Source organism: Pannonibacter carbonis, assembly GCF_003012935.1.
GTDB classification, from domain to species: Bacteria; Pseudomonadota; Alphaproteobacteria; order Rhizobiales; family Stappiaceae; genus Pannonibacter; species Pannonibacter carbonis.
Genome location: NZ_PUDR01000017.1, coordinates 1 through 25,686 on the forward strand (window position 1 = coordinate 1; position 25,686 = coordinate 25,686).

27 protein-coding genes and 1 pseudogene are annotated in these 25,686 nt (G+C 63.6%); 8 read left to right on the forward strand and 20 right to left on the reverse strand.

All coding sequences use genetic code 11. The features are described 5' to 3' along the window. Positions 1-80: 80 nt before the first annotated feature. Positions 81-671, forward strand: a complete 591-nt coding sequence (locus tag C8348_RS18985; protein ID WP_106754884.1) for a topoisomerase DNA-binding C4 zinc finger domain-containing protein — start codon at positions 81-83, stop codon at positions 669-671. A 134-nt stretch (positions 672-805) separates the two neighbouring features. Here C8348_RS18985 and C8348_RS18990 read toward each other — a convergent pair whose 3' ends face one another. Both C8348_RS18990 and C8348_RS22475 read right to left on the reverse strand, forming a co-directional pair. Continuing rightward, positions 806-2,047 (reverse strand): tyrosine-type recombinase/integrase, encoded by a 1,242-nt coding sequence (locus C8348_RS18990; RefSeq protein ID WP_038146412.1) that lies wholly within the window; start codon positions 2,045-2,047, stop codon positions 806-808. A 197-nt stretch (positions 2,048-2,244) separates the two neighbouring features. Continuing rightward, positions 2,245-2,394, reverse strand: a pseudogene (locus tag C8348_RS22475) (YqgE/AlgH family protein); the annotation flags it as partial. A gap of 160 nt (positions 2,395-2,554) precedes the next feature. Between C8348_RS22475 and C8348_RS19000 the strand changes: the two are divergent. After that, on the forward strand, positions 2,555-3,472 hold the full coding sequence (locus C8348_RS19000) for a protein-disulfide reductase DsbD domain-containing protein (protein ID WP_106754886.1): 918 nt from the start codon (positions 2,555-2,557) through the stop codon (positions 3,470-3,472). A 165-nt stretch (positions 3,473-3,637) separates the two neighbouring features. Continuing rightward, entirely contained in the window at positions 3,638-4,123 is a 486-nt protein-coding gene (locus tag C8348_RS19005; RefSeq protein WP_106754887.1) for a peroxiredoxin, read from the forward strand. A gap of 42 nt (positions 4,124-4,165) precedes the next feature. Here C8348_RS19005 and C8348_RS19010 read toward each other — a convergent pair whose 3' ends face one another. The 8 genes from C8348_RS19010 to coxB form a co-directional block, all read right to left on the reverse strand. After that, a complete protein-coding gene (locus tag C8348_RS19010; protein WP_244294061.1) occupies positions 4,166-4,882 on the reverse strand; it encodes an SURF1 family protein in 717 nt (238 codons plus the stop codon). 76 nt (positions 4,883-4,958) lie between these two features. Next, entirely contained in the window at positions 4,959-5,345 is a 387-nt protein-coding gene (locus tag C8348_RS19015; protein ID WP_106754889.1) for a DUF983 domain-containing protein, read from the reverse strand. Positions 5,346-5,434: 89 nt separating this feature from the next. Next, on the reverse strand, positions 5,435-6,307 hold the full coding sequence (locus C8348_RS19020) for a cytochrome c oxidase subunit 3 (RefSeq protein ID WP_106754890.1): 873 nt from the start codon (positions 6,305-6,307) through the stop codon (positions 5,435-5,437). A 74-nt stretch (positions 6,308-6,381) separates the two neighbouring features. After that, entirely contained in the window at positions 6,382-6,996 is a 615-nt protein-coding gene (locus C8348_RS19025; protein ID WP_106754891.1) for a cytochrome c oxidase assembly protein, read from the reverse strand. A gap of 9 nt (positions 6,997-7,005) precedes the next feature. Further along, the gene (locus tag C8348_RS22050; RefSeq protein WP_157950473.1) at positions 7,006-7,164 is read right to left on the reverse strand and encodes a hypothetical protein; all 159 of its coding nucleotides are present in this window, start codon (positions 7,162-7,164) and stop codon (positions 7,006-7,008) included. Next, positions 7,164-8,102: a heme o synthase gene (locus tag C8348_RS19030; RefSeq protein WP_106754892.1), complete on the reverse strand. Its 939-nt coding sequence runs from the start codon at positions 8,100-8,102 to the stop codon at positions 7,164-7,166. Before C8348_RS19030 ends, C8348_RS22050 begins: the two co-directional genes overlap by 1 nt. 142 nt (positions 8,103-8,244) lie before the next feature. Then, positions 8,245-9,840 carry a cytochrome c oxidase subunit I gene (gene ctaD, locus C8348_RS19035; protein WP_106754893.1) on the reverse strand — a complete coding sequence of 532 codons (1,596 nt, stop codon included), beginning with the start codon at positions 9,838-9,840 and terminating at the stop codon, positions 8,245-8,247. A gap of 109 nt (positions 9,841-9,949) precedes the next feature. Next, the gene (gene coxB, locus C8348_RS19040; RefSeq protein ID WP_198647148.1) at positions 9,950-10,852 is read right to left on the reverse strand and encodes a cytochrome c oxidase subunit II; all 903 of its coding nucleotides are present in this window, start codon (positions 10,850-10,852) and stop codon (positions 9,950-9,952) included. A 648-nt stretch (positions 10,853-11,500) separates the two neighbouring features. On the opposite strand from coxB, the gene C8348_RS19045 reads away from it, so the two are divergent. Beyond that, positions 11,501-12,022 carry an invasion associated locus B family protein gene (locus tag C8348_RS19045; protein ID WP_425270835.1) on the forward strand — a complete coding sequence of 174 codons (522 nt, stop codon included), beginning with the start codon at positions 11,501-11,503 and terminating at the stop codon, positions 12,020-12,022. Positions 12,023-12,324: 302 nt separating this feature from the next. Here C8348_RS19045 and C8348_RS19050 read toward each other — a convergent pair whose 3' ends face one another. Together C8348_RS19050 and C8348_RS19055 are read right to left on the reverse strand one after the other, a co-directional pair. Continuing rightward, positions 12,325-14,112 carry a monovalent cation:proton antiporter-2 (CPA2) family protein gene (locus C8348_RS19050; protein WP_106754895.1) on the reverse strand — a complete coding sequence of 596 codons (1,788 nt, stop codon included), beginning with the start codon at positions 14,110-14,112 and terminating at the stop codon, positions 12,325-12,327. A gap of 25 nt (positions 14,113-14,137) precedes the next feature. Further along, on the reverse strand, positions 14,138-14,536 hold the full coding sequence (locus tag C8348_RS19055; protein ID WP_157950474.1) for a hypothetical protein: 399 nt from the start codon (positions 14,534-14,536) through the stop codon (positions 14,138-14,140). Positions 14,537-14,542: 6 nt separating this feature from the next. On the opposite strand from C8348_RS19055, the gene blaOXA reads away from it, so the two are divergent. Further along, a complete protein-coding gene (blaOXA, locus tag C8348_RS19060) occupies positions 14,543-15,352 on the forward strand; it encodes a class D beta-lactamase (RefSeq protein WP_106754897.1) in 810 nt (269 codons plus the stop codon). Between the two features lie 17 nt (positions 15,353-15,369). Here blaOXA and C8348_RS19065 read toward each other — a convergent pair whose 3' ends face one another. Both C8348_RS19065 and tldD read right to left on the reverse strand, forming a co-directional pair. After that, entirely contained in the window at positions 15,370-16,005 is a 636-nt protein-coding gene (locus tag C8348_RS19065) for an HAD-IA family hydrolase (RefSeq protein WP_106754898.1), read from the reverse strand. A gap of 2 nt (positions 16,006-16,007) precedes the next feature. Beyond that, entirely contained in the window at positions 16,008-17,441 is a 1,434-nt protein-coding gene (tldD, locus tag C8348_RS19070) for a metalloprotease TldD (protein ID WP_198647149.1), read from the reverse strand. A 215-nt stretch (positions 17,442-17,656) separates the two neighbouring features. On the opposite strand from tldD, the gene C8348_RS19075 reads away from it, so the two are divergent. Then, positions 17,657-17,881, forward strand: coding sequence for a DUF2093 domain-containing protein (locus C8348_RS19075; RefSeq protein WP_106754899.1), 225 nt, complete (start codon positions 17,657-17,659; stop codon positions 17,879-17,881). 6 nt (positions 17,882-17,887) lie between these two features. Here the strand turns inward: C8348_RS19075 and lpxK are convergent, their stop codons facing one another. The 6 genes from lpxK to C8348_RS19105 all read right to left on the reverse strand — a co-directional run bounded on the left by lpxK (position 17,888) and on the right by C8348_RS19105 (position 23,398). After that, a complete protein-coding gene (lpxK, locus tag C8348_RS19080; RefSeq protein ID WP_106754900.1) occupies positions 17,888-18,910 on the reverse strand; it encodes a tetraacyldisaccharide 4'-kinase in 1,023 nt (340 codons plus the stop codon). Next, positions 18,910-20,226, reverse strand: coding sequence for a 3-deoxy-D-manno-octulosonic acid transferase (locus C8348_RS19085; protein ID WP_106754901.1), 1,317 nt, complete (start codon positions 20,224-20,226; stop codon positions 18,910-18,912). Before C8348_RS19085 ends, lpxK begins: the two co-directional genes overlap by 1 nt. After that, a complete protein-coding gene (locus C8348_RS19090) occupies positions 20,219-20,917 on the reverse strand; it encodes a lysophospholipid acyltransferase family protein (protein WP_106754902.1) in 699 nt (232 codons plus the stop codon). Before C8348_RS19090 ends, C8348_RS19085 begins: the two co-directional genes overlap by 8 nt. Before the next feature lie 42 nt (positions 20,918-20,959). Continuing rightward, positions 20,960-21,199 (reverse strand): DUF4170 domain-containing protein, encoded by a 240-nt coding sequence (locus C8348_RS19095; RefSeq protein WP_106754903.1) that lies wholly within the window; start codon positions 21,197-21,199, stop codon positions 20,960-20,962. A 68-nt stretch (positions 21,200-21,267) separates the two neighbouring features. Next, the gene (locus C8348_RS19100; RefSeq protein ID WP_198647145.1) at positions 21,268-22,068 is read right to left on the reverse strand and encodes a 3'(2'),5'-bisphosphate nucleotidase CysQ; all 801 of its coding nucleotides are present in this window, start codon (positions 22,066-22,068) and stop codon (positions 21,268-21,270) included. After that, a complete protein-coding gene (locus tag C8348_RS19105; RefSeq protein WP_106754904.1) occupies positions 22,055-23,398 on the reverse strand; it encodes a TldD/PmbA family protein in 1,344 nt (447 codons plus the stop codon). The genes C8348_RS19100 and C8348_RS19105 overlap by 14 nt, the downstream gene beginning before the upstream one ends. A 241-nt stretch (positions 23,399-23,639) precedes the next feature. Here C8348_RS19105 and C8348_RS19110 point away from each other — a divergent pair, with 241 nt between their 5' ends. Beyond that, a complete protein-coding gene (locus C8348_RS19110; protein ID WP_208983824.1) occupies positions 23,640-24,230 on the forward strand; it encodes a DUF6101 family protein in 591 nt (196 codons plus the stop codon). Positions 24,231-24,346: 116 nt separating this feature from the next. Beyond that, the gene (locus C8348_RS19115) at positions 24,347-25,648 is read left to right on the forward strand and encodes a GGDEF domain-containing protein (protein ID WP_106754905.1); all 1,302 of its coding nucleotides are present in this window, start codon (positions 24,347-24,349) and stop codon (positions 25,646-25,648) included. The last annotated feature ends 38 nt before the right edge of the window (positions 25,649-25,686 follow it).

Genomic DNA, 25,686 nt, shown 5'->3' on the forward strand with positions numbered 1-25,686 from the left:
CAGACCCGGATGTTTGCGAGCACATTGGCAAAGAGCGTGAGCACGACGCCCGCTCCATTGTCAGATAATTCGAGCAGAAAATGCCGATGTTTGCGAGCAGAGGCGCTTATGTTGGCAAGCCGCTACAGTTAGATCCATTTCACGGTCGCCACCCCGAATTTTCGGCGATCGAGGTCGCCGGCATGTCGTTTCATCGGTCGAAGGGCCTGGAGGCCGACTACACGATCCTGCTCGATGTCAGCGAGGGCGACTATGGCGTCCCCAGCCGGATCGAAGATGACGAGCTGCTAAATCTCGTTATCCCGCGTCCGGAGAGGTTTGCCTATGCGGAGGAGCGCCGACTTTTCTATGTCGCAATGACCCGCGCCAGCAGAGGGACGTTTATCCTCTGTAATAGACGCAAGCCTTCACGCTACATTCGCGAGCTTTGCGAGATCGCCGGCAACGAAGTCCGGTTTGAAACCATCGATGGGAGGGAACTCGATCAATGCCCCAGTTGCTTGGTGGGGGAGCTGGTTGAGCGCAAAGGGCGGAACGACACCAGCTTTTTCGGCTGCAATCAATTTCCTGAGTGCCGCCACACCCAGCAGTCAGCTCCAGCGGTGCTTCATCGTGAGCGAACGGGCGAGGGCGTTGTCGTTGAAACCGTAAAACGGGTAAAAGCCGTATAATGCTACTTGTTTGATCGTATCCGTCGCCCCGACATTTCCGGCTGTTCTTAGAATATCTCCGATGGAGCGTCCGCCAAGCTGATTACGATACGCATCGTTTTGTTCTCACTTCCGCCTTATGGGGCACCCGAGGCTCATGCTGCCGCTTTCAGTCGCTTTTTTGCGAGCATGGCGCGGACGAACTTGTCCCATTTCGCCATGCCGGCACGCTTTTCCACCATGTAGTGCCAGCGGTCGTAGTGCTTGGAACTGACGTCCTGCAACGCATGGTTCTGGAGGCGGTCGCGGATCTCCTTCGAGATCCCCGCCTTGCCGGTAAGCGTCTTGAAGGTCCGGCGCAGGTCGCGGTTCGTCACATAGGGGATCACGCCGCGGTCCCTCTGGCGCCACATGAACGAGTAAAGCGTGCCGTGGCTGACAGGCTTGGACGGGTCCGTGGCAGACGGGAAGAACCAGCCGTATTCGTTGACGTTGATGGACGCGAGTAGCTCTGCGGCCAGTTCCGGCACCGGAACAGCATGGGGCTGGTCGTTCTTGGTCTTCGACCAGTCGATGATCTTTTCCTTGGCGTCCCACTGGTCGATGTGAAGGCTGGCGATCTCCTGGACGCGCTGGCCGGTCAGCATGATGATCCTGACGGCACGGGTATAGGGCGGATGAACCGGCGTGTCGGGACATTCCAGCCAACGATAAAGCTGTACGAATTCGTCCTCGTCGAGCCAGCGGGTGCCTTTGACCTTCGGTTCGGTCGGAATACCTGTCGCTGGATTGAAGGGGATGCGAAAGCGGCGAGCCGATTGTTGCCGATAGTCGTTGTCGGACTTCATGCCCCAGCCAAAAGCCGCGTGCATGTAGGAACGCACATGGTCTGCCATCGACTTGGCGCCGCGCTCATAGATCGGGCGGATCAGTTCGACGATTTCCTCGGCCTCGATCTCGCGGGCTAGGCGGTTCCGCCCAAGAGTGTCGGCGATCTTGTTAAGGCCCTTCTCCGTCTCCTTCCAGGAGGGCTTGCTGGCGGCCTTTAGTGAAGCGACGTACCCCTCGAAGAGGTCCGCTACAGTGCCGGGGCGGGTGTCGCTTGCGATCTTGATGCTGCGACCTTTCTGGATCACGTCGGCATAGTCGCGCTTGAAAACCTCGCGGGCCTGGGCGAGCGACATCGAGGGGTAAGCGCCGATCTTCTTCTTGGTACGTTTGCCGTCACGCCATTGTTGCGCCATCCAGTCGGCCGTGACGCGCTTCGGCATGGGCTTGAGAACGAGGACGAGTCGGCCGGTGCCTCGCCCGTCGCCATCGGCGAGGTTCTCTTGCTTGCGGCTGATCTCAACGCGCTTCAGCGCGTGTCGGATCGCGGTGTCGGTCAGGGCTGGCATGCGTTCCTCCTTGCCTGAAACTGGGATCGGTCGAGGAGAAACGGGGATCGTTTACTGGGAGCGGAAAGCCGTTTTCTATCCCTTCAACCACCCCCAATTTGCCAAAACCGTCCCCACTACGCAATGCTAAAAATTGAGGGATTTTCTAGTGTTTCAATGTGTTTGAGCGTGATCCTGCGGGATCTAAATGAATGAGTGGGGTGATTGAGCACAAGCCCCATCGCCCCTTCGGACGAATGCGCGCAGACGTAAATCACCGAATGGGCAAAACGACCATCGGCCATGTTGGGCATGGCGATGAGGAACTTGCCGTCCAGCCACTCCTCTTGCAGCCTTTGAGCCATCATCTCCTCATGGGGCCGTTACACGGAATCAGAGCTTAGACGCAGAAATTCACTTTGTTAACGGATTGTTCGCAGGTGCGGCAGGCTTTGTGCGTGGCTCACGTGTTTATGACCCGTTCGTGACGACCGGAAACACGACTTGCCGGCAAAAATCAGCTATTGCATGGATATGCAGACGTTGCGCCGCTTCCGCCTCCCCCTGTTTCCGCCCCTGCCGGCGCTGGCCCTTGCGCTGGCGCAACTGGTCCTGTTCGCGCCCACTGCAATCAGCGGTACATCCGACTGGGCACGGTTTGAGGGCGGCGCGGTCCGTCTGATATCGAGCGGTCCCCTCGCGGACGGCCGCTATGACGCGGGCATCGAATTCGTGCTTGATCCGGGCTGGCACACCTATTGGGAAAACGCCGGGGAAGCCGGCATCCCGCCGCAGGTCGACTGGGCCGCTTCCGGGAACCTTGCGGATGCCCGGCTGCAGTTCCCCTATCCGGAACGGTATGACGACGGCTTCAGCGTTTCCAATGTCTACAAGGACGGCATCGTCCTGCCGCTGGCGCTGCGTCCGGACCGGCCAGAACACCCTGTGCAACTCGAGATCGATCTGGCCTTTGGCAACTGCAAGGACGTCTGTGTACCGGCTTCCGCACGCCTGTCGATGACGCTGGATCCCTCGGAAGCCGAGGACCGGACCAGTCACCGGGCCATCGCCCGGGCGAGGGCCGACGTTCCAATGCCGGCGCAGGCCACGGATCCGGTCGTCTCGCGCCTGTTCCTGCGCAAGGATGGCAAGAAGGAAAAGCTGGACCTCAGCCTTACCGTCCCGGCAGGAACGAACATGGACGACATCGAGATCTTTGCTTCAGTCCCGCAGGACCTGTCCGTCGGCGTACCCCGCCGGACAAAGCCGGAATGGAAGCAGGCGACCGGCGACTGGGTGCTGTCCCTCGGGGGCCTGCCAGAAGACCTTGTCGTGCTGCCCTTGCGGCTTGTCCTTGTTGCCGGACGCCATGCCGTCGAGCAGAAATTCGAGATCAACCGCTCTTCTGGCGCAGTTACCGAGATCCATCCTGCCAGGGCGCGCTGACCCTGCTGGCGTACGGCGGCTGCGCGGCGGCTGTTCGGTTCTGGCATCCGTATAAAACCTGAAGCGAGGGCTCGACGCGGCGGCTCCGGCACTCTATCTCGAGAAGGGCGGCGGGCTGACGATGGTCCTGCGGCTGCACAGGTTTTCCGACGCGGAGATTTCACGATGAGCATCACTATTGGCGACCGCCTGCCGGACGGCGTATTCAAGGTCATCGGCGCTGACGGCCCGGTTGAAATGAAGTCGGCCGAGCTGCTTGCCGGCAAGACCGTCGTGCTGTTCGGCGTTCCGGGCGCCTTCACCCCGACCTGCCACATGAACCACCTGCCGGGCTTCGTCGAGCATCACGACGCCTTCAAGGCCAAGGGTGTCGACACCATCGCCGTCCTGTCCGTGAATGACATGTTCGTCATGGATGCCTGGAAAAAGGCTACCGGAGCTGGCGACAAGATCGTGTTCCTGGCCGATGGCAGCGCCGACTTCGTCAAGGCGCTCGGGCTGGAACTGGATGCATCGGGCTTCGGCATGGGCATCCGCTCGAAGCGCTTTGCCCTCATCGCCAAGGATGGCGTCGTGACCCAGCTGAACGTCGAGGATGCTCCGGGTCAGGCCACCGTCTCCGGCGCTGCGGCCCTGCTCGAGACCCTCTGATTCGGTCTCAACTCCTTTTCGAATTCACGATCAGCCGGGGGCTCACGCCTCCGGCTTTTTGCTCGCTCTACTTCGCAAGACGGATACGGCATAGGCGAAGTAAACCCCGGCCAGCGTTGCGGCGAGGCCGAACCAGGTGAGAGCGTAGCCAAGGTGATCGTTCTTGAAGCGGACCACCGTCTCCCCGGCTTGCGGCAGGCCCGACGGCGGCGTCAGTGTAGCGTCGGCATCGATCACATAAGGCGCGACGGGGGCTGAAACCTCAAGTCCCCTGGCCATGGCTTGCGGATCGCGGGCGAACCAGATCCGCTTGGACTGGTCGGGCGCGGGCGTCAGCGCATTCGGTGTCTCGCCCTGGCGCAGAATGCCGGAAACCGTCACTTCTTCGACTGGCGGTTCACTGCCCGGCCGTTTCGCCGGATCGAGATACAGATCCGGCACGAAGCCGCGATTGACCATCACCACCCAGCCATCCGCCGTTTGCAGCGGGGCATGGACAAAGTACCCGGGGCCGCCATAGGGGCCTTTCGGGCTGGTGAGAGCGTTGTAGTAATAGACCTCTCCGGGCAGGAACCTTCCCCGGATCTCCACCTTGCGGTAGTCCGCCCCCGGCGCCGTGGTCGCAGCCCAGTCTGCAGGCGCAGGGGCCGGTGCGGCGGGCAGCGTCAGGCTCTGTTCGACCTGGCGGATCAGATCTTCCTTCCAGGCGAGCCGGTCAACCTGCCAGAAGCCCAGCCGCAACAGGATGGCCAGGCCCACGACTGCAAAGATCCCGGGTACAAGCAAGCGCCTCCAGACCGGGAGGCGGCTTTCGCCTTGGCTCACATCCAGCGGATCAGTCATCGCTCTCAAGCCGTCCTTCTGCTGCACGGTTACGATACTGCAGGGCAATCATCAGGCCCTTCAGGGGGCGCAGGATTGACAAGGCGAGGATCACCGTCAGCGGCAGCCAGATAACCAGATGCAACCAGATCGGCGGCGTAAAGGCCAGTTCGACCCACAGCACGAGGCCGACGATGACGAAGCCGACCAGCATGATGACAAACACCGCCGGACCGTCGCCGCTGTCGGCAAACTCGAAATCAAGGCCGCAATTGCTGCAGGCCGGGCGTGTCGCCAGGAAGCCTTTGAACAGCCTCCCCTGGCCACAGCGTGGACAGCAACCGGCAAGACCAGTGCGGAACGGATCCTGCGTCGGGTAATGGGCTTGATCCTGCATCATGTCCTCCTGCGGCGGCCTGGCTGCCAAAGCAAAGCCCGGTCCAGATGTCCGGACCGGGCTTGGCAGTGTAACAGGCGGCGTTGCCTCACTCAGTGAGGCACAACGCCCCAGCTGCCCCAGATATAGATGGTGGCAAACAGGAACAGCCAAACCACGTCGACGAAGTGCCAGTACCAGGCTGCGGCTTCGAAACCGAAGTGCTTCTCCGGGCTCATCTGCCCGGCCATGGCGCGGATCAGACAAACCAGCAGGAACACGGTGCCGACGAACACATGGAAGCCGTGGAAGCCTGTCGCCATGTAGAATGTCGCGCCGTAGATGTTGCCGGAGAAATCGAAGGCGGCATGACCGTATTCATAGATCTGGCAGATCGTGAAAATCACGCCGAGGCCGACAGTCAGGATCAGGCCCCACTTCAGGCCCTCGCGGTCATTGTGCAGCAGGGCATGATGGGCCCAGGTCACGGTCGTGCCGGAGGTCAGAAGGATCAGGGTGTTGAGCAGCGGCAGGTGCCAGGGGTCAAACACTTCGATGCCATGCGGAGGCCAAACGCCGCCGGTCGCTTCAACCCGCTGGTACTGGATGGCTTCGCCGACGAACAGCGAAGCGTCGAAGAATGCCCAGAACCAGGCAACGAAGAACATCACTTCCGAGGCGATGAACAGGATCATGCCGTAGCGCAGGTGCAGGCTGACCACGCGGGTGTGATGGCCCTGCTGCGATTCCTTGATGGTGTCGCGCCACCAACCGAACATCACATAAAGCACAATCACAAGGCCCACGGCAAAGATGCCCCAGCCGGCCAGATTGGCGCCGAACAGCTCAAAATCCTTGCCTGCGGCATAGCGCATGAAGCCGATGCCACCAATCGCCATCAAGAAGGCACCGATCGATGCCAGGAAGGGCCACGGACTGGGATCAACCAGGTGGTAATCGTGGTTCTTGCTATGTGCCTCAGCCATGGGCGTGCTCCCCAAAGTTCCAATATCAGTCATCATATGCGGGCATCAAAGGCCGGCGGTCATCCGCCCTGCGCTCAGAGCCTGTTTGCCGTAGCGCTGTCTTCCGACTTTGCCGCGATCGGTTTGACCGGCTTGTCCACCGGGTAGAAAGTATAGGACAGGGTGATCTCCCGCACGTGCTTGAGTTCGGGATCCTTGTCCATAGCCGGGTCCACGAAGAACACAACCGGCATGTTCACGCTTTCGCCGACGGCCAGGGGCTGTTCGGTGAAGCAGAAGCATTCGAGCTTGTTGAAATAAATGCCCGCCTCGAAGGGCGTCACGTTGAACACGGACGTACCGACCGAAGGCGCCGCGCCCTTGTTGGTCGCGACATAGGCGATCTGACCGGTTTCGCCCATATTCAGCGTGACCGAGCGATGCTCCGGCTTGAAGTCCCAGCCGAGGCCTGGGGTCACATTGCCATCAAAACGAACCGTAATCTTGCGGGCGATGATCTCTTCGGAGGCCTGTTCGGCACGCTGGGTGGTGCCGCCAAACCCGGTGACCTGGCACAGGAGGTTGTACAAGGGCACGGCCGCATAGGACATACCAACCATGCCGAAGAAAACGCCGCCGCAGATCAGTGCGACGCGGCGATTGCTGCGCGACATGGCCTTGTCCGGGCTTTCCTTGCAGTCGTCGGTCATGGACGTCTCCTAGAGCGGACGATTGAGAACATTGGCACCAAGGCGGACGATGGTGACCCAGTAGATCAGGGCAACCATCCCTGCCAGGGTCAGCGCAATCGCAATCGACCGCGCCTTGCGCAGGCGCCGCTGTTCCGGTGTCAGTCGGATGCCATCCTCACTCATCATCAGATCATCCGGGCTACGAGGCTTTCACCCAGAAGAAGGGCGAAAAGCAGGAACAGATACAGGATCGAGTAGCTGAACAGGCGTACGGAAGCCTTGCGGGCTGCCTCGCCATCTCGAACCCGGTAGACCTGCCAGGCGAGCCCGATGAAACCGGCGCCCAGCACAGCAGAGACCACGCCATAGGTCAGACCGGCAAAGCCGAGAAACCATGGGCTGACGGCGATGGGAACGAGGACCAGCGAATAGGCAAGAATCTGGGTCCGGGTTGCGTCTTCACCGGCAACGATCGGCATCATTGGCACGCCGGCGGCGCGGTAATCGCTGCTCTTGAACAGGGCCAGGGCCCAGAAATGCGGCGGTGTCCACATGAAGATGATCAGGAACAGGATGAAGCTCTCGAGGCTCACCCCACCCGTGACTGCAGCCCAGCCGATCATCGGCGGAAATGCCCCGGCCGCGCCGCCGATGACGATGTTCTGCGGTGTCGAGCGCTTCAGCCACATCGTGTAGACGACGGCATAGAAGAAGATCGTGAAGGCAAGGAAGGCGCCGGCGAACCAGTTGACCAGCAGCCCGAGCAGCACAACGGAGCCGACGGACAGGGTCATGCCGAAGGCGAGCGCTTCGCTCGGGGTGATCTTGCCAGCCGGGATCGGCCGCTTGGCAGTACGTGACATCAAGCGGTCGATGTCGGCGTCATACCACATGTTGAGGGCGCCCGACGCGCCCGCGCCGATGGCGATGCACAGAAGCGCCACGCCGGCCAGCACCGGATGGATGCTTCCAGGTGCCAGCATCATGCCGACAAAGGCGGTGAAGATGACAAGCGACATCACTCGCGGCTTGAGGAGCGCGAAATAATCGCCAACCGACCCCATGCCACCATCCCAGGTGACGGGGTCGCTCATCATGGTGTCCGGGCGCTCGGCGAGCGACATCAGGCCCTACCCTTCATGCTGTGTTCCCGGCTTTATCCGGGTCCCTGGGGCGGAGACACCCTGACCCTACCGGGTGGTGTCTCTCTTATTGTGAACCACCGCGCTGTCAGCGCGGTGGTCAGGTCTCGTGAGGCTCCGCCGCTTACTTGATGCGCGGCAGGGTCTCGAACTGGTGGAACGGCGGCGGCGAGGTCAGCGTCCATTCCAGCGTTGTCGCACCGGCACCCCAGGGGTTGTTGCCGGCGACGCGCTTTTTGGCGAAGGCTTCGACGATGCCATAGAGGAACACGAGCACCGCGAAGGCAGAAATGTAGGAGCCGATCGAGGAGACGTAGTTCCAGCCGGCCAGCGCATCCGGGTAGTCGGCATAGCGGCGCGGCATGCCGTTGAGACCCAGGAAGTGCTGCGGGAAGAACACCAGGTTCACGCCGATGAAGGTGATCCAGAAATGGGCCTTGCCGATGGTCTCGTTGTACATGTAGCCGAACATCTTCGGGAACCAGTAGTACCAGCCCGCAAAGATGCCGAACACGGCGCCAAGCGACAGAACGTAGTGGAAGTGCGCCACCACGTAGTAAGTGTCATGCAGCGCACGGTCGAGGCCGGCGTTGGCGAGCTGAACGCCCGTAACGCCACCGACGGTGAACAGGAAGATGAAGCCGATCGCCCAGACCATCGGCGTGCGGAATTCGATCGAGCCGCCCCACATCGTGGCAATCCAGGAGAAGATCTTCACACCCGTCGGAACCGCGATCACCATGGTCGCGGCGACGAAGTAGGCCTGCGTCTCGACCGACATGCCGACCGTGTACATGTGGTGTGCCCACACGATGAAGCCGACGACGCCGATGGCGACCATGGCATAGGCCATGCCGAGGTAGCCGAAGATCGGCTTGCGCGAGAAGGTGGAAATGATGTGGCTGATGATGCCGAAGGCGGGCAGGATCAGGATGTACACTTCCGGGTGACCGAAGAACCAGAACAGGTGCTGGTACAGGATCGGGTCACCGCCACCGGCCGGATCGAAGAAGGTGGTGCCGAAGTTGCGGTCCGTCAGCAGCATGGTGATGGCACCCGCCAGAACCGGCAGGGACAGCAGCAGCAGGAACGCGGTGATCAGCACAGACCAGGCAAACAGCGGCATCTTGTGCATGGTCATGCCAGGCGCGCGCATGTTGAAGATCGTGGTGATGAAGTTGATTGCACCAAGAATCGAGGACGCGCCCGAGACGTGCAGCGCCAGGATCGCAAGGTCAACGGCCGGTCCAGGCTGGCCGGAGGTCGACAGCGGCGGATAGATCGTCCAGCCACCACCGACGCCGGTTGCACCCGACGGGCCTTCGACGAACAGCGACAGCAGCAGCAGCGCGAAGGACGGCGGCAGCAGCCAGAAGGAGATGTTGTTCATGCGCGGGAACGCCATGTCCGGCGCGCCGATCATGATCGGTACGAAGTAGTTGGCGAAACCGCCGATCAGGGCTGGCATCACCATGAAGAAGATCATGATCAGGCCATGCGCCGTCGTGAAGACGTTGAAGTAATGCGGATCGGCAAAGTACTGCATGCCGGGCTCTTGCAGTTCCATCCGGATCCCGACGCTGAGCGCGCCGCCGATGATGCCTGCAATGATCGCGAAGATCAGATACAGGATGCCAATGTCCTTGTGGTTGGTCGAATAGACCCACCGGCGCCATCCAGTCGGATGGTCATGCGCGGCATGTGCAGCGGTCGCAGCCATGGTCGTGCTCCCTCGAGTAATGTCAAACCGGCGGGCGCCTCACTGGCGCGCATCGCCCCCAATTCCCAGTCCTGCGGCCGGCGCACCGGCAACAGCAAGCATCACAAGCTCAGCGCGCGGTCACCTGCGCCGGCAGGGCGGCATCAGCCACCTTGCGTTCGGCGGCGAGCGAGGCCATCAGCGCCTTGTTGGCGTCATCCAGATCCGACTTGGCCGCTTCGCTCCAGGCATCGAACTGCTCCTGGGTGACAACGCGAACCGTGATCGGCATGAAGGCGTGATCCTTGCCGCAAAGTTCCGAACACTGGCCGTAGTAGACGCCAGTCTTCTCGGCCTTGAACCAGGTTTCGTTCAGGCGGCCGGGGACGGCGTCGATCTTCACGCCGAAGGCCGGCATGGCGAAGGCATGCAGCACGTCAGCGGCAGTCACCTGGACGCGCACCGTCTTGCCGACCGGAACCACGACGTCATAGTCGGTCGCCAGGAGACGCGGCACGTCGGCCAGCGGCACGCCGCGCGCCTCGGCCACGGCGGCACGTTCATCATCCTTGAGCATCAGGCTGTCGAACGAGATGCCGGCCAGGGACTCGTCGGTGTATTCGTAGCCCCAGTACCACTGGTAACCAGTAGCCTTGATGGTCATGTCATAAGCCGGGATCTCGAGCTGCTTGTACAGCAGCCGGAAGGACGGCACGGCGATGACGACAAGGATCAGGATCGGCGCAACCGTCCAAACCACCTCGATCATCGTGTTGTGCGAGGTGCGCGACGGCGTCGGGTTGGCGCGGGCATTGAAGCGCACCATGACGATGATCAGAAGCGCCAGCACGAACAGCGTGATGACCGTGATGATGCCCAAGGTCATGTTGTTGAACCAGTGAATATCATCCATGACCCCGGAGGCCGAGGCCTGGAACCCCAGCTGCCAGGGCGACATGCCACCAGCTGCATCCTGGGCCATGACCGACCCGGCCGTTCCGGCCAGAACGGCGGCGCCTGCAGCCGCCGCCATGAGACGCTTGAAGATTGCCTTCACGTCTGCGCTCCCTTCCCTAGTCCGCCTGCGGCGGCTCTCTCACCACGTCCACGCGCTGGTGGCCAATCCTGCCTCCAACACGAAACTGCCGAACCGGCCATAGGTTGCCGGTTCATTTCCGTCCCGGTCATCTGTCACCGGGAAAAACTGCAAATGGACGCTCGAAGCAGCTCTATGAACCCGGGCTGCATCTGCCGATGCGCCACAGGGGAGCTGGTCTGTCGCGTCCTGTTGCGTGCATTTTACGCACAAACCCGAATATATCGCGACGAGGCCCATCGTACAGCGACGTTCTGCCGCAGTGGGCACCGCAGCGGCGGGCAGCGCACAGAAACCACAAGAATCCTTGTCCTGCAACGGGTTTATGCCCTGCAGCCCGTGCCGCCCCCATCCTTCGAATTGATCCTCGTCAATTTTGTCGTTTGATCCTGATCAACGACCGCCGAATGGATCGGCGTATCGCAGAAACTTTTCGGTGAAGGTCACATTCCTGCCGGGAAAGACAGGGAGAAAGCGGATTGTGGACTGGAACGGGCGGGCTGCCTGCGGCTATTCTCTGCGCCAGTTCTGATCCTGATTCGAGCTCGGGCCGCGGCCCTGACCCTTATGTCCGGAGGACACTCCTTGCCTAGCTCCCCTGCGCGCACCCTTTCCCGGATCCTTATCGGCGTGGCCGCCGGCATCGCGAGCCTGACCATCGCGGGCTCCGCGCGGGCTCAAGGCGAGGTCAAGGCCGTGCATGGCGACTGGCAGATGCGTTGCGACACGCCTCCGGGTGCTGCCAGCGAACAATGCGCGCTGATCCAGAACGTGACCGCCGAAGATCGCGAAAATGTCGGCCTGTCGGTGATCGTGCTGAAGACCGCTGACAAGCAGGCGCGAATCCTGCGCGTGCTGGCGCCGCTCGGCGTGTTGCTGCCGTCCGGCCTTGGCCTTCGCGTCGATGATGCGGACATCGGCCGCGCCGGCTTTGTCCGCTGCCTACCCAATGGCTGCATCGCCGAAGTGATCCTGCAGGATGATCTGGTCGGCAAGCTCAAGGGCGGCAAGCAGGCCACCTTCATCATCTTCCAGACGCCGGAAGAGGGCATCGGCATCCCGATCTCGCTCAACGGCTTCTCGGCCGGCTTCGACGCCCTGCCGTAAGGCTCGCAGCACGAGGGAGCAGACAGCTGACAAACGCTCTGTTGTCATCCCGGCCAAGCTGAGCGTTCAGCGAAGCGCCGAGCCGGGATCCAGAAGTCAGCCGCGCGAAGCGCGACACAGTTGATCCGGTGGAACCCGTTTCGTGTCGATTTGTTTTTGAGCTCGCACAGCTCGCACAGACGTGCTGGATCCCGGGTCAGGCCCGGGACAAGCTCCGGATCTACGGTTCGCTAACGCTCACCTTGCCCGGAATGACGGCAACTGACTGAAGCTGATGCCCCGCTCCGGCGAGGCTCTTTGTTTCAGGGCTCCTGATCGGTACCGGCTTGCCTTGCCGGGCCGCGCGGCGTGACCGCATGCAGCCGGTCATTGCCCGCTGCCTCGCCCTGCTCCAGCTGAAGCAGCATCCGTTCCTCATCGCGCCGCCGCACGTCTTCCTCGATCTGTGCAACGCGCTCCGGCGCCAGGCCAAGCCCGCTGAGCGCGGCGCGTCCGAACGCCAGCCCCGATTCGAAAGTCTCGCGGATCTGGTAGTCGACCTGCAGCCGGGTCAGCGCCAGGGCGTGGCTACGATTGGTGGCGCGGCAGTAAAGCCGGGCTGATAGGTTGAGGCTGCGCACAGCGGCGATGGCCTTTTCCATCACGGCCTCGTTCTCCACGCAAAGCGCAACGAGCGCCGCGTCGGCTGCACCGGCAGCGGCCAGAACATCCGCGCGGGTGGCGTCACCATAATAGACCCGATAGCCAAGCTGGCGGGCATAGGCGAGCCGGTCCGGATGATTGTCGATGGCGGTGATCTCCAGGCCTTCCGATGTCAGGACCTGGGCCACCGTTCGGCCGAACCGGCCAAAGCCGACGATCAGCACCACCGGTGTCGCCGCCTCGAAGCTCTCGACAGCCGGGTGTGCAGCGCCACTGGCTTTCAACCGCGCGGCCAGCCAGTCGAGCGCCAGACAGGCCAGCGGGGTAAACAGCATCGACAGAATCACGGCTGCCGTCAAAAGGTTGGCAGTTTCAACCGGCAAAACGCCTTGCGACACGGCCGCAGCAAACAACACAAATGCGAACTCACCGCCTTGCGGCAAGGTCACGGCAACGCGCAAGGCGTCTGCATTGGATGATCCGAAAGCCCGCGCAAGACCCCATAGCAGCCCGCCCTTGACCAGCATAAGGACCGGCACGGCAATGGCAACGAGATACCACAGGCGCCCGATCAGCCCGAGGTCCAGCGACATGCCGACCGCAACGAAGAACAGCCCCATCAGCAGCGACCGGAACGGCTCGATATCTGCCTCCAGCGTGTGGCGAAAACTGGATTCGGCGAGCAGCACACCGGCAAGGAACGCCCCAAGAGCCATCGACAACCCAACCATGTGCATCACGCCGGCACTGCCGAGCGCCACCAGAAGGGCGGCAGCCAGCATGACCTCGCGCGCCTTGGTTCGGGCCAGGAACAGGAACACGGGCGAGACCAGATAGCGGCCGATGACGATCACCGCGACAACAGCCAGAAGCGTGACGGCAATCTCGGTCAGCGCCGACCCACCGCCCGAGCCGTCCGTGACCGGCGACAGGATCGCCACAAGCGCCAGCAACGGGACGATAGCAATGTCCTGGAACAGCAGGATCGCAAAGGCGCGCTGGCCATAGGGCGCTGCAAGCTGCCCGCGTTCCTGCAGGATCTGCAAGGCAAAGGCCGTCGAGGACAAGGCGAGCCCCAGCCCCGCGACAAGAGCCGCAGCCAGTTGCATTCCGGCGAGCCACAACAGGGCAAAGAGGCCGGCGCCCGTCAGCAACACCTGTGCCGCACCGAGCCCGAGAATATCGCGCCGCATGCGCCACAGCCGGGCCGCATCCAGTTCGAGGCCGATAACGAACAGCAGCAGCACCACCCCGAGTTCTGCCACCGGCAGGATGTTGCCAGCCGAGCCGAAAGCATTCAGCCCATAGGGACCGATGGCCAGCCCTGCCGCCAGGTAGCCGACCACCGACCCGAGCCCGAACCGCTTGGCCAGCGGCACGGCGATCACTGTCGCGCCCAGAAAGATCAGGGCTTCGGAGAAGAGCGGCGGGACGGATGCAGCTGCCATGGCGGGCAATTTCCTCAATTTCGGGTCAGTTTCGGCAGCCGAAAGGCGGGAAGGTGCTTGCCGTTCCCGCATTCATCGCCCGGATGATCAGCCGGTCGGCAAAAGCCAGTTCCTCCGGGCTGCGCGGACACACGTCACGCGGATCAGTACAATCGCGATCTAGAAACGCCTGGTGCCGCGACAGGAACCCGTCTGACAGCCCAGTGCTGCCAAATCGCTGCAAGGCTTCCTGCGCAGCATCGCGGTAGCGTCGGCATTTCTCAAGCGTCCAGTCGGCGGCACCTGTATCAGTCGCATCCGCGCGCCTGATCACAACAAAGCCAAGCGCAACACAGAGGGCCGTGACGAGGATCGCCCTCCGCCTTGGCCCTGCCGCAATCGCCCGGCGCATTGGCCCTGTCTGTCCTTTAAAAACGGAACTCATCCAGCCATGCTCCGTCCGGTCCTGCTTGTTGTTCTCACGGCCATTTTGCCCGCTCTGACACCATTTCACGCCCAGGCTGAACCCGTTTGCACCGTCATCGCCGATGTGTCGAGCGCACAGATCCTGCTGCGGCAAGGCGACTGCGAACGCCGCGTGACGCCTGCCTCGACTTTCAAGATCCCGCTCGCTGTCATGGGTTTTGAGTCTGGCGTGCTTCAGTCTGGCATTCTGCCCGAACTGTCGTGGCGAAAAGGTGAACCGGACTGGGGTGGCAAGGCCTGGAAGCAACCGACGACGCCCAGAAGCTGGATGAAGCATTCGGTCGTCTGGTACTCACAGCGCATTGCAGCCAGCCTCGGACCGCAGCGGCTCACCGACTATGGCCAGCGGTTTCACTATGGCAACGCCGATTTCGCAGGCGACCCGGGCAAGGGCAACGGGCTTGAACGTGCCTGGATCGCCTCGTCACTGAAAGTTTCCCCGGACGAACAGGTCGCCTTTCTCAGTGCCTTGCAACGCGGCACGCTGCCCGTCAAGCCGGAGGCCATGGCGGCTGCAATCGATCTGCTGGAGCGCTTTAAGGCTGACGGCTGGACGATCTCAGGCAAGACCGGCAGCGCTTTTCCCCGCAAGGCCGATGGCAGCTTTGACCGCAACCGGGGCTGGGGCTGGTTCGTCGGCCTTGCCGAGAAGGACGGGCGAAAGCTGGCTTTCGCGCACCTGACGCAGGACGAAGGGCCGGTCACAGGATCGGCCGGCCTGCGAACGCGCGATGCGCTGCTGGCCGATTGGCCGGCGCTTGTAACCGGCCGGTAAAGCGGGCAGCGCCCTGCTCACACCTCAAAGTCCAGCGCGCGCATGGCCTTTCGCAGGCCGTCCGGGGTCTCGTAGAGATGGGCGATGAGGCCTGCGGCCTCGGCGCCCTCGATGTTCTCCGGCCGGTCATCGACGAAGAAGGTCTGGCGCGGATCGTGGCCGTAGCGCTCGCACAGGCGCAGGAAGACGGCCGGGTCGGGTTTGCGGGCGCCGAACTCCGCCGAGACGTGTGCTTTCTCGCCGAAGATATCGAGCATCTCCGGGGCGCAGACCGGCAGCGCCTGTTTCAGCATCATGCCGTTGTTGGTCAGGAGCGCCGCATCGGCCTGTTCCGCCGCCGCATTGGCCAGCACCAGGGCAGCCGGTCTTGGCCGCATCATGGCGGCGCGGATCGACATCCAGGTCGGGGCATCGATGGGATAGCCGAGCCGTTCGGCAAAGCCGGCGAGATAGGCCTCCGGCGTTGCCGGGTCCCGGGCTTCGGCTGCGGTTTCCCAGCCCGAGTCCCAGATGGCGTGTTCGAACGTCTCGCGCCCCCGGCCCGTCAGCCGCTCCAGCGCGGCGATGCGGAGCTCGTGGTCAAAGTCGTAGAGCACATCGTCCATGTCGAAGACGACGAAGGTGACGGCCTTGGCATCGCGGATCAAGGGCATGGTCAGACCGCCGTCCCGCCAACCGTCAGGGCGTTGATGCGCATCGACGGCTGGCCGACGCCGACCGGAACGCCCTGCCCCTGCTTGCCGCAGGTGCCGAGACCTGGATCAAGCTTCATGTCGTTGCCGATCATGCTGACGCGAGTCAGGGCGTCCGGCCCGTTGCCGATCAGCATCGCGCCCTTCACCGGCGCGCCGATCTTGCCGTCCTCGATGCGGTAGGCCTCGGTGCAGGAGAACACGAACTTGCCGGAGGTGATGTCGACCTGCCCGCCGCCGAAGGAAACGGCGAAGATGCCGTTCTTGACCGAGGCGAGGATTTCCGCCGGATCCTTGTCACCGCCCAGCATCACCGTGTTGGTCATGCGCGGCATGGGGATATGGGCATAGGACTGGCGGCGGCCGTTGCCGGTGGGTGCCATGCCCATCAGTCGGGCGTTCTGCCGGTCCTGCATGTAGCCGACCAGGATGCCGTCCTCGATCAGCGTGGTGCGGTTGGTCGGGGTGCCTTCATCGTCGACCGTCAGCGAGCCGCGCCGGTCGGCAATGGTGCCGTCATCAACGATGGTGACGCCGGGAGCGGCGACGCGCTGGCCCATCAGGCCGGCAAAGGCCGAGGTCTTCTTACGGTTGAAATCACCCTCAAGGCCATGGCCGACAGCCTCATGCAGCAGGATGCCGGGCCAGCCCGGTCCCATCACCACATCAAACGTGCCAGCCGGTGCAGGAACCGCCTCGAGATTCACCAGGGCCTGACGCAAGGCCTCGTCCACGCCGGCCTGCCAGGTTTCCGGAGTGATGAAGCGGGCAAAGCCCTCGCGGCCGCCGCAGCCATAGGAGCCGGACTCCATCCGGTCGCCGGAGGCGGCGACAACGGAAATGGACAGCCGCACCATCGGGCGGATGTCGCGCACCCGGTGGCCATCGGCGCGCAGGATGTCGACCACCTGCCAGGAACCGGCGACCGACGCGGTGACCTGCCGCACGCGCGGGTCACGCGCACGGGCATAGGCGTCGATCTCCTGCAGCAGCTTCACCTTGTCCTCGAAGCTCGGGCTGGCCAGCGGGTTGATGTCGGCATAGAGGCGCGTGTTGGTGCGCGCAGGGGCCGCAGCATAGCTGCCGGCATGGCCGGACTTCACGGCTGCCACCGCATCGGCGGCCCGCTTGAGCGCTGCCTCGGAAATATCACCCGAATGGGCATAGCCGGCTGCCTCGCCCACAACCGCCCGCAGGCCGAAACCCTGCGCCGTGTCATAGCTGGCGGACTTCAGACGACCGTTGTCGAACACCAGCCCTTCCGACTGACGGTACTCGACGAAAAGTTCCCCGTCATCGGCGCCGGACAGGGCCTCGGCGGTGATGCGGCGGGCGGTTTCAAGGCCAAGGCCTGAGGCGTCCAGGAGGTCTGGAACAGAGGACAGGATCTCGCTCATCGGTGGCCTTTCGAGAGGGCGGTCAAACAGGTTGGCGCGGCGACTCCCGCGCATCATGTCCCTAACATAACCACTTCGCCGGTGATTTCATCCCCGGCAGGACATCGGATCCCGTTTGCGCACTTCCTGCCCCTTGCAAGGCCAACCAATTGACCGCAGGCCCCGCCTCGCCCATAACCGGCGAACTACACGCTGTCAGACTGCGAGAGACGCCGATGAACCGCTATGAAACGCCGCGCGTGCCGGGCGAGGCCCGCATCCGTTACCTTGACGGCGACTACCAGGTCGAAGCGCCAGGCACCTTCGTGCGCTGCGCCGTGACCGGTCAGGCCATCCCTCTGGATGAACTGAAATACTGGAGCGTCGAACGCCAGGAAGCCTATGTCGACGCGGAAGCGGCCTACAACCGCTTCATGCAGTTTGAAGGCAAGGCCGGCTGATGCGCCTCAGGCCCGGAATGCGCGCCGGCGCAAGGCGTCGGTGATGAGGGTCATGAGCCGCTCCTCCGGCTTGATCTCCATGGACACATCCAGCACGTCGCTTTCCCGCGCAAGCCAGTGAAAAATCTCTCCCTCACTGGCGGCAATGCGGGCCATGTCCTTCGAGGTGGTGACCAGTTGCAGGTCCGCCGCCTCCGCCCGGGTGATAAGATCCTGAGCCTCAGCCGGCGTGAAACTGTGATGATCGGCAAAGGACATCGTCTCGCGGACGTCCGCGCCCAGATCACGCAGGGTGTCGAAGAACTTCTGCGGGCGACCAATGCCGGCATAGGCGAAAACGCGCTGCCCGGCGAATCTGCCTGTATCCTCCGGCGCGATCCGCGCCTCCAGCACCGGCAACGCCCGCCGCGCGGCAAGGTGAATAACCGCATCGGCCCTGTCCCCCTCGCCGACAAGGACCAGGGCATCGGCCCGGCGGATCTGCACCGAAAGCGGCGCCCGCAAGGGGCCGGCGGGCAGGACGAAGCCGTTGCCCACACCGACAGCCGCATCCACCAGCGCCAGCGTCAGATCCTTGGCAAGGGCCGGGTTCTGGAACCCGTCATCCATCAGGATCAGATCGGCGTCGAGCGTTTCGGCCAGCCTTGCCCCGCCGGCGCGGTCCGCCGACACGATGGTCGGGGCTGAAGCGGCCAGCAGGAATGCCTCGTCACCGATCTGGCCGCTGGTGTGGTGCCCAGGGTCCACCAGCAATGGTCCCCGTTCCGTGCCCCCATATCCGCGCAGCAGGAACACCGGCCTGTGCCCGGCCGCCTTCAGGAGATCGGCAAGTTTCAGCGCAAAGGGCGTCTTGCCGGTGCCACCGACGGTGAAATTCCCGATGCAGATGACAGGCAGGCGGCTCTGATAGGCGGCCGCAGCCCGCATGCGCCGGGCCGCGATGAAACCATAGATGAGGGAAATCGGAGCGAGCAGAAGCGCCTTGGGGCTGAGGCCCGGTTGCCACCAGAAGGATGGCGGGGTCTTCATCACCTGTCTCCGGGCTGCGCGTCTGTTGCAGCAGGGTAAAGCAAGGGGGCAAGCGCGTCCAATGTCCGCTGCAAGGCCCCTGCTCCATCACCGGCAACGGCCCTTGCCCGTTCGGCCATTGTCCTGGCCGTCTCGGGATCAGCCAGCAGGGTGCCTACGGCCTCAGCCAAGCGCTCAGGCTCGCTGACACGCAGCGAAGCCTTGTTTTCCCAAAGATCGCGGTAGATCGCCCGGGCATTGGCGACATGCGGACCCGTCACCAGCGGCACGGCAAGTTGCGCCGGCTCGACTGGATTGTGACCGCCAACCTGGACAAAGGAACCGCCGAGAAACACCACATGGGCCAGACGCAGCGCCAGGCCCATCTCGCCGAGCGTATCCATCAGGTAGACAGACTGGCCAGGCTGGAGCAAATCCCCTGCGGAGCGCCGGGCAAAGCGCTCGGACCGGCTGGCGAGAAGCGCGGCAACCTCATCGCCACGGGCCGGATGGCGCGGCATGAGCAGCAGCATCAGCTCCGGGTATTGGGCCAGCAACTCCGCATGCGCCTTCAGCGCAATCTCTTCCTCGCCCGGATGCGTCGAGGCCGCAAGCCAGACGGGGCGACCGGCGAGGCCTGCCTGCAGGTCCGCAAGCACGGCCACATCAGTTGAAGGCGGTTCGGCATCATATTTCAGGTTGCCGGGTGAACGGACATGCCCGATGCCCAGGCTGCGGTAGCGGGCGGCATCTGCATTGCTCTGTGCCAGGCACATGTCAACGCAGGAAAACAGCGCCCGCGCCACACGCCCGGCCTTGCGCCACCCGGCAAAGGAGCGCGCCGACATGCGGCCATTGACGATCACCAGCGGCACACCGCGCAGGGCCAAAAGGGAGAATGTCGACGGCCACAGTTCGGATTCAACAACGAGCGCCAGATCCGGCCGCCAATGATCCAGAAACCGGTTGACCAGTTGCGGCGCATCAAAGGGGGCATACTGGTGGATTGCTCCAGCTGGCAGGCGCTGCGCGGCCACTTCAGCCGATGTGCGCGTGACCGTGGTCAGCAGCACCGCGTGCCCGTCGCCCGTCAGGCGTTCAATCAAGGGCAGGATGGAATTGGTCTCGCCGACGCTGGCCGCGTGGACCCAGACGAGCCGGCCCGCCGGACGCGGCAGGCTTGCCTGTCCGAAGCGTTCGCCGCCGCGCTGAGGATCATCCTTGCCGGACTTCAGCCGCGAGGCATGCACCAGTTTCAGGCCGGGCATGGCGAGACTGGCAAGCGCGCGCCAGACGCGCAAGGTCAGGGAGCGGGCGACCTTGTCCCGATCAGCCATCGCTGCGCCCGACCAGCTCGTAAGCCCGGCGAGTCACCGCATTCAATCCGGCCTCGACCGTAAGCCGCGCCTGTTCCATCTCCTCGTCGCTCGCATCTGCGGCTACGTGAATGAGGTCACCAATGGCAACAGCGGCGCGGCCGAAGGGCAGGTTGATGCTGGCCTTATCCCAGGAATTCAGCTCGATGGACCGGCTTGTTGCGACGGCAACCGGGACAATCGGCCGGCCCGAATGACGGGCAAGCTGGACGATGCCGGGGCCGGAGACCCGGGCTGGGCCTTTCGGCACATCGGCGGTCAGGGCCATGCTGCTGCCCTCGCGCAGGACCCGCATGGCCTCGATGAAGCCGCGCAAGCCGCCCCGTTTGGCAATCTGGTGCGCCTTCTGGCTGCCCGAAGCCCGGATCAGGCCAAGACCCAGCCTTTCGGCCGCAATGGCGTTGATCTCGCCATCGGCGGAGCGCGAGATCATGACATAGGCCGGCAAGTCGGCGGGCTTGGCGAAGGGCATCATGAAATGCTGGCCATGCCACATGGCAACAATGACCGGCAGGTCAGGCCCCAGCCGCTCGTAAATGCCTGGCGGATCGATCACCATGCTGTTGGTGCGCCGGACAAAGCGCAGCCAGGCCGCCAGCGTCACGCCAACAGCCTTGAGCAGCACCGGATGCCGGCCAATCTTCTTCAGCATGGAGATCCTTCCGCCGCGCCTGCGACCCACTCAGTCACCGGGTCAGCCCTGCGTATGCGGGTCCAGCAGGCGGTGCATATGCACGATGAAATAGCGCATATGCGCGTTGTCGACACTGGCCTGGGCCTTGGCTTTCCAGGCCACAAAGGCGGTCGCGTAGTTCGGATAGATGCCGACGATATCGAGCTTGTCGAGATCGCGGAACGTCAGGCCGGCCGGATCTTCCAGCTCACCGCCAAACACGAGATGCAGAAGCTGTTTGGGCTCGGTATCGGTGCTCATCGTCGGGTCTTGCTCCTCTAGGCCGGTCGGCGGGACCGGGTCCGTCCGGATCTGTCGCCTGCCCGCTCTCAGCCCTGCCGGTCGGCAAGACCGGCGAACAGACGGGTTGCCGGCTCGATCAGGGCGTCTCCGGCGGCAACCAGCTCCGGATGCCGCAGGATCTCGCGATTGTAGCGCAGGGTCGTACCGCTCAGGTCGGTCAGTCTGCCGCCCGCTTCCTGCACCAAAAGATCGGCAGCCGCAAGATCCCAGTCATGCGCACGGGCGCGGGCAACGGCCACGTCCACATCTGCCTTGGCAACCAGGGCAATACGATAGGCCAGCGAGCCGATGGTGCCTGCCGCGATGATCCCGGCTGCGGCCGCAGCTGCCAGCATGGCAGGCGGGCCATAGGCACGCGCGCCGTCCAGCATCTGGCGCTCGCCAGTCTGGATCAGGCGCCCGTTGAGCCGTGTGCCGCCGCCCTCGACGGCCAGGTACATCTCGCCGCGCACCGGGTTGAACAGGGCAGCCGCGCGCGGCCTGCCCTCCTCGACCATGGCGAGCGAGACGGTCCATTCATCCTTGCCGGCGAGAAACGCCCGGGTCCCGTCAATGGGGTCAACAATGAACAATCGCCGCCGGCCGAGCCGGTCGGGCGTGTCGGCGGTTTCCTCCGACAGCCAGCCATATTGCGGCCGGGCCTTGCCCAACGTGTCCTTCAGCCAGGCATCGACGGCCATGTCGGCTTCGGAGACAGGCGAGGCGCCGTCCTTCATCCAGGTCTTCGGCCCCTTGCCGAAATATCCGAGCGCGATCTCGCCAGCCTTGCGGGCCGCAGTCTCGAGCAGGGCCAGATCATCGGTATGGACAGGATCAGGCACCGGCAATGGTCAACCCCTCGATGGCAACACTCGGCGTGGCAGTCGAATACCGGGCGTCGAGGTCGGATGCCGGACGCAGGCGCGCAAACATGTCCTTGAGATTGCCGGCAATGGTGATCTCGCTCACCGGCGTGACAATCTCGCCGTTCTCGAACCAGAAGCCCGAAGCCCCACGGGAATAATCCCCGGTGATGCCGTTGACGCCATGACCGATCAGATCGGTCACCAGCAGGCCGGAGCCGGCTGCACGCATCATCTCCTCCAGGCTTTCATGGCCCGGATGCAGGGTCAGGTTGGTCGCACCAGGCGACGTTCCCGAGCCGCCGCGATGCGCCCGGCCATTGGGGGCAAGCTTCAGTTCCCGTGCGGTCGCGCTGTCCAGGAACCAGTGCCGCAACACGCCGGCGTCAATGAGGTCGAAAGCGGCTGCAGCTGTCCCCTCGCCATCAAAAGGCCGCGTGGCCGCGCCGCGCGGCTTCAGCGGATCATCGGTTACGCGTATGCCGGCTGCAAACACCGGCTGGTTCATCCGGTCCTTGAGGAAGCTGGTGCCGCGGGCAATCGCCGCGCCGTTGACGGCCCCGGCCAGATGGCCGAGGAAGCTGCGCGCGGCCCGCGCCTCATAGAACACCGTCGCCGTGCGGGTCGAGAGTTTCTGCGGTTTCAGCCGGCGCACGGCCCGCTCGCCGGCCCGGCGGCCGATCAGGGCCGGATCCTCCATGTCCTCGAAGAAGGTCTGATAATCGTAGTCGTAATCCCGCTCCATCCCGGTGCCCTCACCGGCGACAGCCGTCATCGACAAGCCATGGCGCGACGTGGTGTAGGAGCCGGTGAAACCGTGGCTGGTGGCCAGCACCATGCCGCCGAGCCGCCACGAGGCGCTGGCCCCGCCGGACTTCGAGACGCCGGCAACCTCGAGCCCGGCTGCTTCCGCGGCCAGAGCCAGATCCTTGAGCTGGGCGGCCGACATTTCGGTCGCGTCAAGCAGGTCCAGCGCCGGGATCTGCTTCAGGAGCAGATCCGGATCGGCAAGCCCAGCGAACGGGTCCTCCGGTGTCACCCGCGCCATGGCTACCGCCCGTTCAGCCAGGGCCTTGGGGTCGTCCATGGTGTTGGCCGAGACCGACGCGCTGCGGCGTCCGATGAAGACCCGCAAGGTGACATCGTCGCCCTCGGCCCGGTCGGTCTCCTCGACCTTGCCCTCGCGCACTTCGACCGACAGGGACACACCGGTGACAGCAACCGCATCGCAGGCATCGGCTCCCGCCTTCAACGCCGCCTCGACAAGCCTCGCCGCCCGGGTTTCGAGTTCGCTCTTGTCGATCGCTTCAGTCATCGCGGAATCCCGTCTTGATGTGGTGTTCCCTGTTTAGGCGTGCCGGGGGCGTCGAACAAGGGCCGCCTTGGGGCAAAAGACGTTTCCACTCCGTTGACCAATTCGGGCAAGCCTTTCGTAACCCTCTTTGAAATCAAGCTTTTTTAACCGTGCCTGTTAAGCGGACCGGGAGAGGTCGCCCCTTAAGGTGAAGTCATCACGAGGCCCAACCCAAAAAACCATGGGCCCGATGGAGAGGCACTTGGGACGTCAGACAGCCATTGACGGAGCACATGGAACCGGGTCGGGCAGCGCGAAGCGGCTCGACCCGGCCTCCCTGCCGGTCAAATTCGACACCACCATGAGCGCCCCGCCTTCCGGTGGCGCGGCCCGCGTCACCGCCCGGGTCTATCTCGACCGGGACACGGCCATCATCAATCGGCCGCTCGCCGGCCTGCCCCTGACCCTTGTGGTCCCGATCCATGTCTTCCTTGGCGTGGCGGTTGAAATCGCTCCCGGCGCGCTGCCGGGCACCCTGAACGCCCGCCTGTTCCTGCGCCATGCCGATCCCGCGCTCTGCGTCACCTTGCGTGAAGCGGACAATGCCGAGGATCTGGCAGACGACTGGGCAATGTGGGGTGAGAGCCTGAAACTGCCCTTGCAGATGTGCGAGCCGGACGGCAGCATTTCCACGATTAGCGAGGCACCAGGCTCGACCTTTGCCCCGCAGCGTCGCCGGGTCTATGCCCTGACCGCGCGTCGCCCGCGTTTTCTCAACCGGCGCAAGACTGGCGCCAGGGGCACGGCCCCGGCGGTGCATCGCGGAGAGCGCGAGATCATCGCCAGAACCTGAAGATGCTCCCAGGGCCGTTGCAATACGGCCCTTTTTATTCGCCCGCATACTGGAAAAATTAACGGGCAGGATTTTATCAATGCCCCGAGAAGTTGCCCCCCCAACACGAGTGACCCATGCGGCTGGACGTCGTCACCTTGAACGCAGCTCTCACCGTCATGCAAATGGTCGGTGCCGGCATGCTGTTCTTCGTATGGCGGTTTTCCATGCACAAGAGCGGGGCGCAGAAGGACTCGATCCGCCTGTGGTCGATTGCCCTGATGATGGTTGGCTTCGGCATGCTTCTGCTGGCCCTGCGTGGGCAGATCCCGGATGTGATCAGCATCGTCGTCGGCAACGCACTTGTGCTGGGCGGCATGGGCATGCGGATCGCCGCGATCGCGGCTTTCTGGCGGATCGACCGCTATAATCTCGCGGCGGCGCTGCCAACCCTTGGCTGGCTCGTGCTGTGCCTCTATCCCGCGTTCTACGACAGTTACCTCGCCCGCTCGATCTACCAGCACCTGTCCCTGACGCTGACGGCTGTGGCCGCCATCTACCTGAGCTTCCGTCTCAACACCGAGCGCATTCGCGCGGCGCGTTGGCTCAGCTGGGTCATGGTGCTTGAGCTGCTGATGCAATGTGTTCTGTTTGTCGGCGTCTACACCAGCGGCATGACCGACTTCAAACAGGCGCTGACTTCGCCGTTTTTCGCAGCCTATATCCTCTGGATGATCATGGCAGTGATGGCGACGATCATCTGCGCCTTTGCCATGGTCATCGAACAGGAAGAGCGGCTTTTGCGCGAACAGGCAAGGCGCGATCCCCTGACCGGCCTCGCCAATCGCCGCGACTTCTTTGAAAATGCCGGGCTGTGGCTGGAAAACGCCGCGCATCGGACTGGCCAGTTCGCGGTTGCGCTGTTTGATCTGGACGAGTTCAAGTCAGTGAATGACCGCTTCGGGCATGCCATGGGCGACGAGATGCTGCTCGTCTTCGCGGACTGCTGCACTCAGATGCGTCGCCCCGGGGACATCACGGGCCGGCTTGGGGGAGAGGAGTTCGTCGTCTTCCTGCCCGATGCCGACGAAGCTTTCGCCTTTGCCTTTGCCGACCGGCTGCGCCAGCGATTTGCCAACCAGGTGCGCGCCCGCACAGGCGGCATCCTGATCACCACCACCAGCGCCGGCGTCTATGCCGGGCGGGCGCCGACCGGCACGCTGGAAGTTGCAATCGCCCAGGCCGATGCCGCGCTCTATACAGCCAAGCGCAGCGGTCGCAATAAAGTGGTTCTGAGCAAAACAGCCGGCTTGGGAACACACGCCGATCCGGACTGGCAGGGATCGACGGCCAATACACCTTCCGCAGCAGCACAGGCCTATGACCACTCGCTGGATCTGGATCGGCCACAGGATCAACGCCGCCGCGTTGGCAGCTGAAACCGGCCGAGCGGTGATGATCTTCTGCTCCTCGTTCG

Excerpts from the sequence above, each read along its gene's own strand:
- C8348_RS18985 (WP_106754884.1), top strand. The coding sequence starts at position 81 with ATGCCGATGTTTGCGAGCAGAGGCGCTTATGTTGGCAAGCCGCTACAG.
- C8348_RS19115 (WP_106754905.1), top strand. The coding sequence starts at position 24,347 with ATGCGGCTGGACGTCGTCACCTTGAACGCAGCTCTCACCGTCATGCAA.
- C8348_RS19055 (WP_157950474.1), bottom strand. The coding sequence starts at position 14,536 with ATGAGTTCCGTTTTTAAAGGACAGACAGGGCCAATGCGCCGGGCGATT.
- C8348_RS19050 (WP_106754895.1), bottom strand. The coding sequence starts at position 14,112 with ATGGCAGCTGCATCCGTCCCGCCGCTCTTCTCCGAAGCCCTGATCTTT.
- tldD (WP_198647149.1), bottom strand. The coding sequence starts at position 17,441 with ATGAGCGAGATCCTGTCCTCTGTTCCAGACCTCCTGGACGCCTCAGGC.
- C8348_RS19005 (WP_106754887.1), top strand. The coding sequence starts at position 3,638 with ATGAGCATCACTATTGGCGACCGCCTGCCGGACGGCGTATTCAAGGTC.
- C8348_RS22050 (WP_157950473.1), bottom strand. The coding sequence starts at position 7,164 with ATGATGAGTGAGGATGGCATCCGACTGACACCGGAACAGCGGCGCCTG.
- C8348_RS19075 (WP_106754899.1), top strand. The coding sequence starts at position 17,657 with ATGAACCGCTATGAAACGCCGCGCGTGCCGGGCGAGGCCCGCATCCGT.
- C8348_RS19105 (WP_106754904.1), bottom strand. The coding sequence starts at position 23,398 with ATGACTGAAGCGATCGACAAGAGCGAACTCGAAACCCGGGCGGCGAGG.
- C8348_RS19090 (WP_106754902.1), bottom strand. The coding sequence starts at position 20,917 with ATGCTGAAGAAGATTGGCCGGCATCCGGTGCTGCTCAAGGCTGTTGGC.
- blaOXA (WP_106754897.1), top strand. The coding sequence starts at position 14,543 with ATGCTCCGTCCGGTCCTGCTTGTTGTTCTCACGGCCATTTTGCCCGCT.
- C8348_RS18990 (WP_038146412.1), bottom strand. The coding sequence starts at position 2,047 with ATGCCAGCCCTGACCGACACCGCGATCCGACACGCGCTGAAGCGCGTT.
- C8348_RS19020 (WP_106754890.1), bottom strand. The coding sequence starts at position 6,307 with ATGGCTGAGGCACATAGCAAGAACCACGATTACCACCTGGTTGATCCC.
- C8348_RS19065 (WP_106754898.1), bottom strand. The coding sequence starts at position 16,005 with ATGCCCTTGATCCGCGATGCCAAGGCCGTCACCTTCGTCGTCTTCGAC.
- C8348_RS19025 (WP_106754891.1), bottom strand. The coding sequence starts at position 6,996 with ATGACCGACGACTGCAAGGAAAGCCCGGACAAGGCCATGTCGCGCAGC.
- coxB (WP_198647148.1), bottom strand. The coding sequence starts at position 10,852 with ATGGCGGCGGCTGCAGGCGCCGCCGTTCTGGCCGGAACGGCCGGGTCG.
- C8348_RS19030 (WP_106754892.1), bottom strand. The coding sequence starts at position 8,102 with ATGTCGCTCGCCGAGCGCCCGGACACCATGATGAGCGACCCCGTCACC.
- ctaD (WP_106754893.1), bottom strand. The coding sequence starts at position 9,840 with ATGGCTGCGACCGCTGCACATGCCGCGCATGACCATCCGACTGGATGG.
- C8348_RS19095 (WP_106754903.1), bottom strand. The coding sequence starts at position 21,199 with ATGAGCACCGATACCGAGCCCAAACAGCTTCTGCATCTCGTGTTTGGC.
- C8348_RS19000 (WP_106754886.1), top strand. The coding sequence starts at position 2,555 with ATGGATATGCAGACGTTGCGCCGCTTCCGCCTCCCCCTGTTTCCGCCC.
- lpxK (WP_106754900.1), bottom strand. The coding sequence starts at position 18,910 with ATGAAGACCCCGCCATCCTTCTGGTGGCAACCGGGCCTCAGCCCCAAG.
- C8348_RS19085 (WP_106754901.1), bottom strand. The coding sequence starts at position 20,226 with ATGGCTGATCGGGACAAGGTCGCCCGCTCCCTGACCTTGCGCGTCTGG.
- C8348_RS19015 (WP_106754889.1), bottom strand. The coding sequence starts at position 5,345 with ATGATGCAGGATCAAGCCCATTACCCGACGCAGGATCCGTTCCGCACT.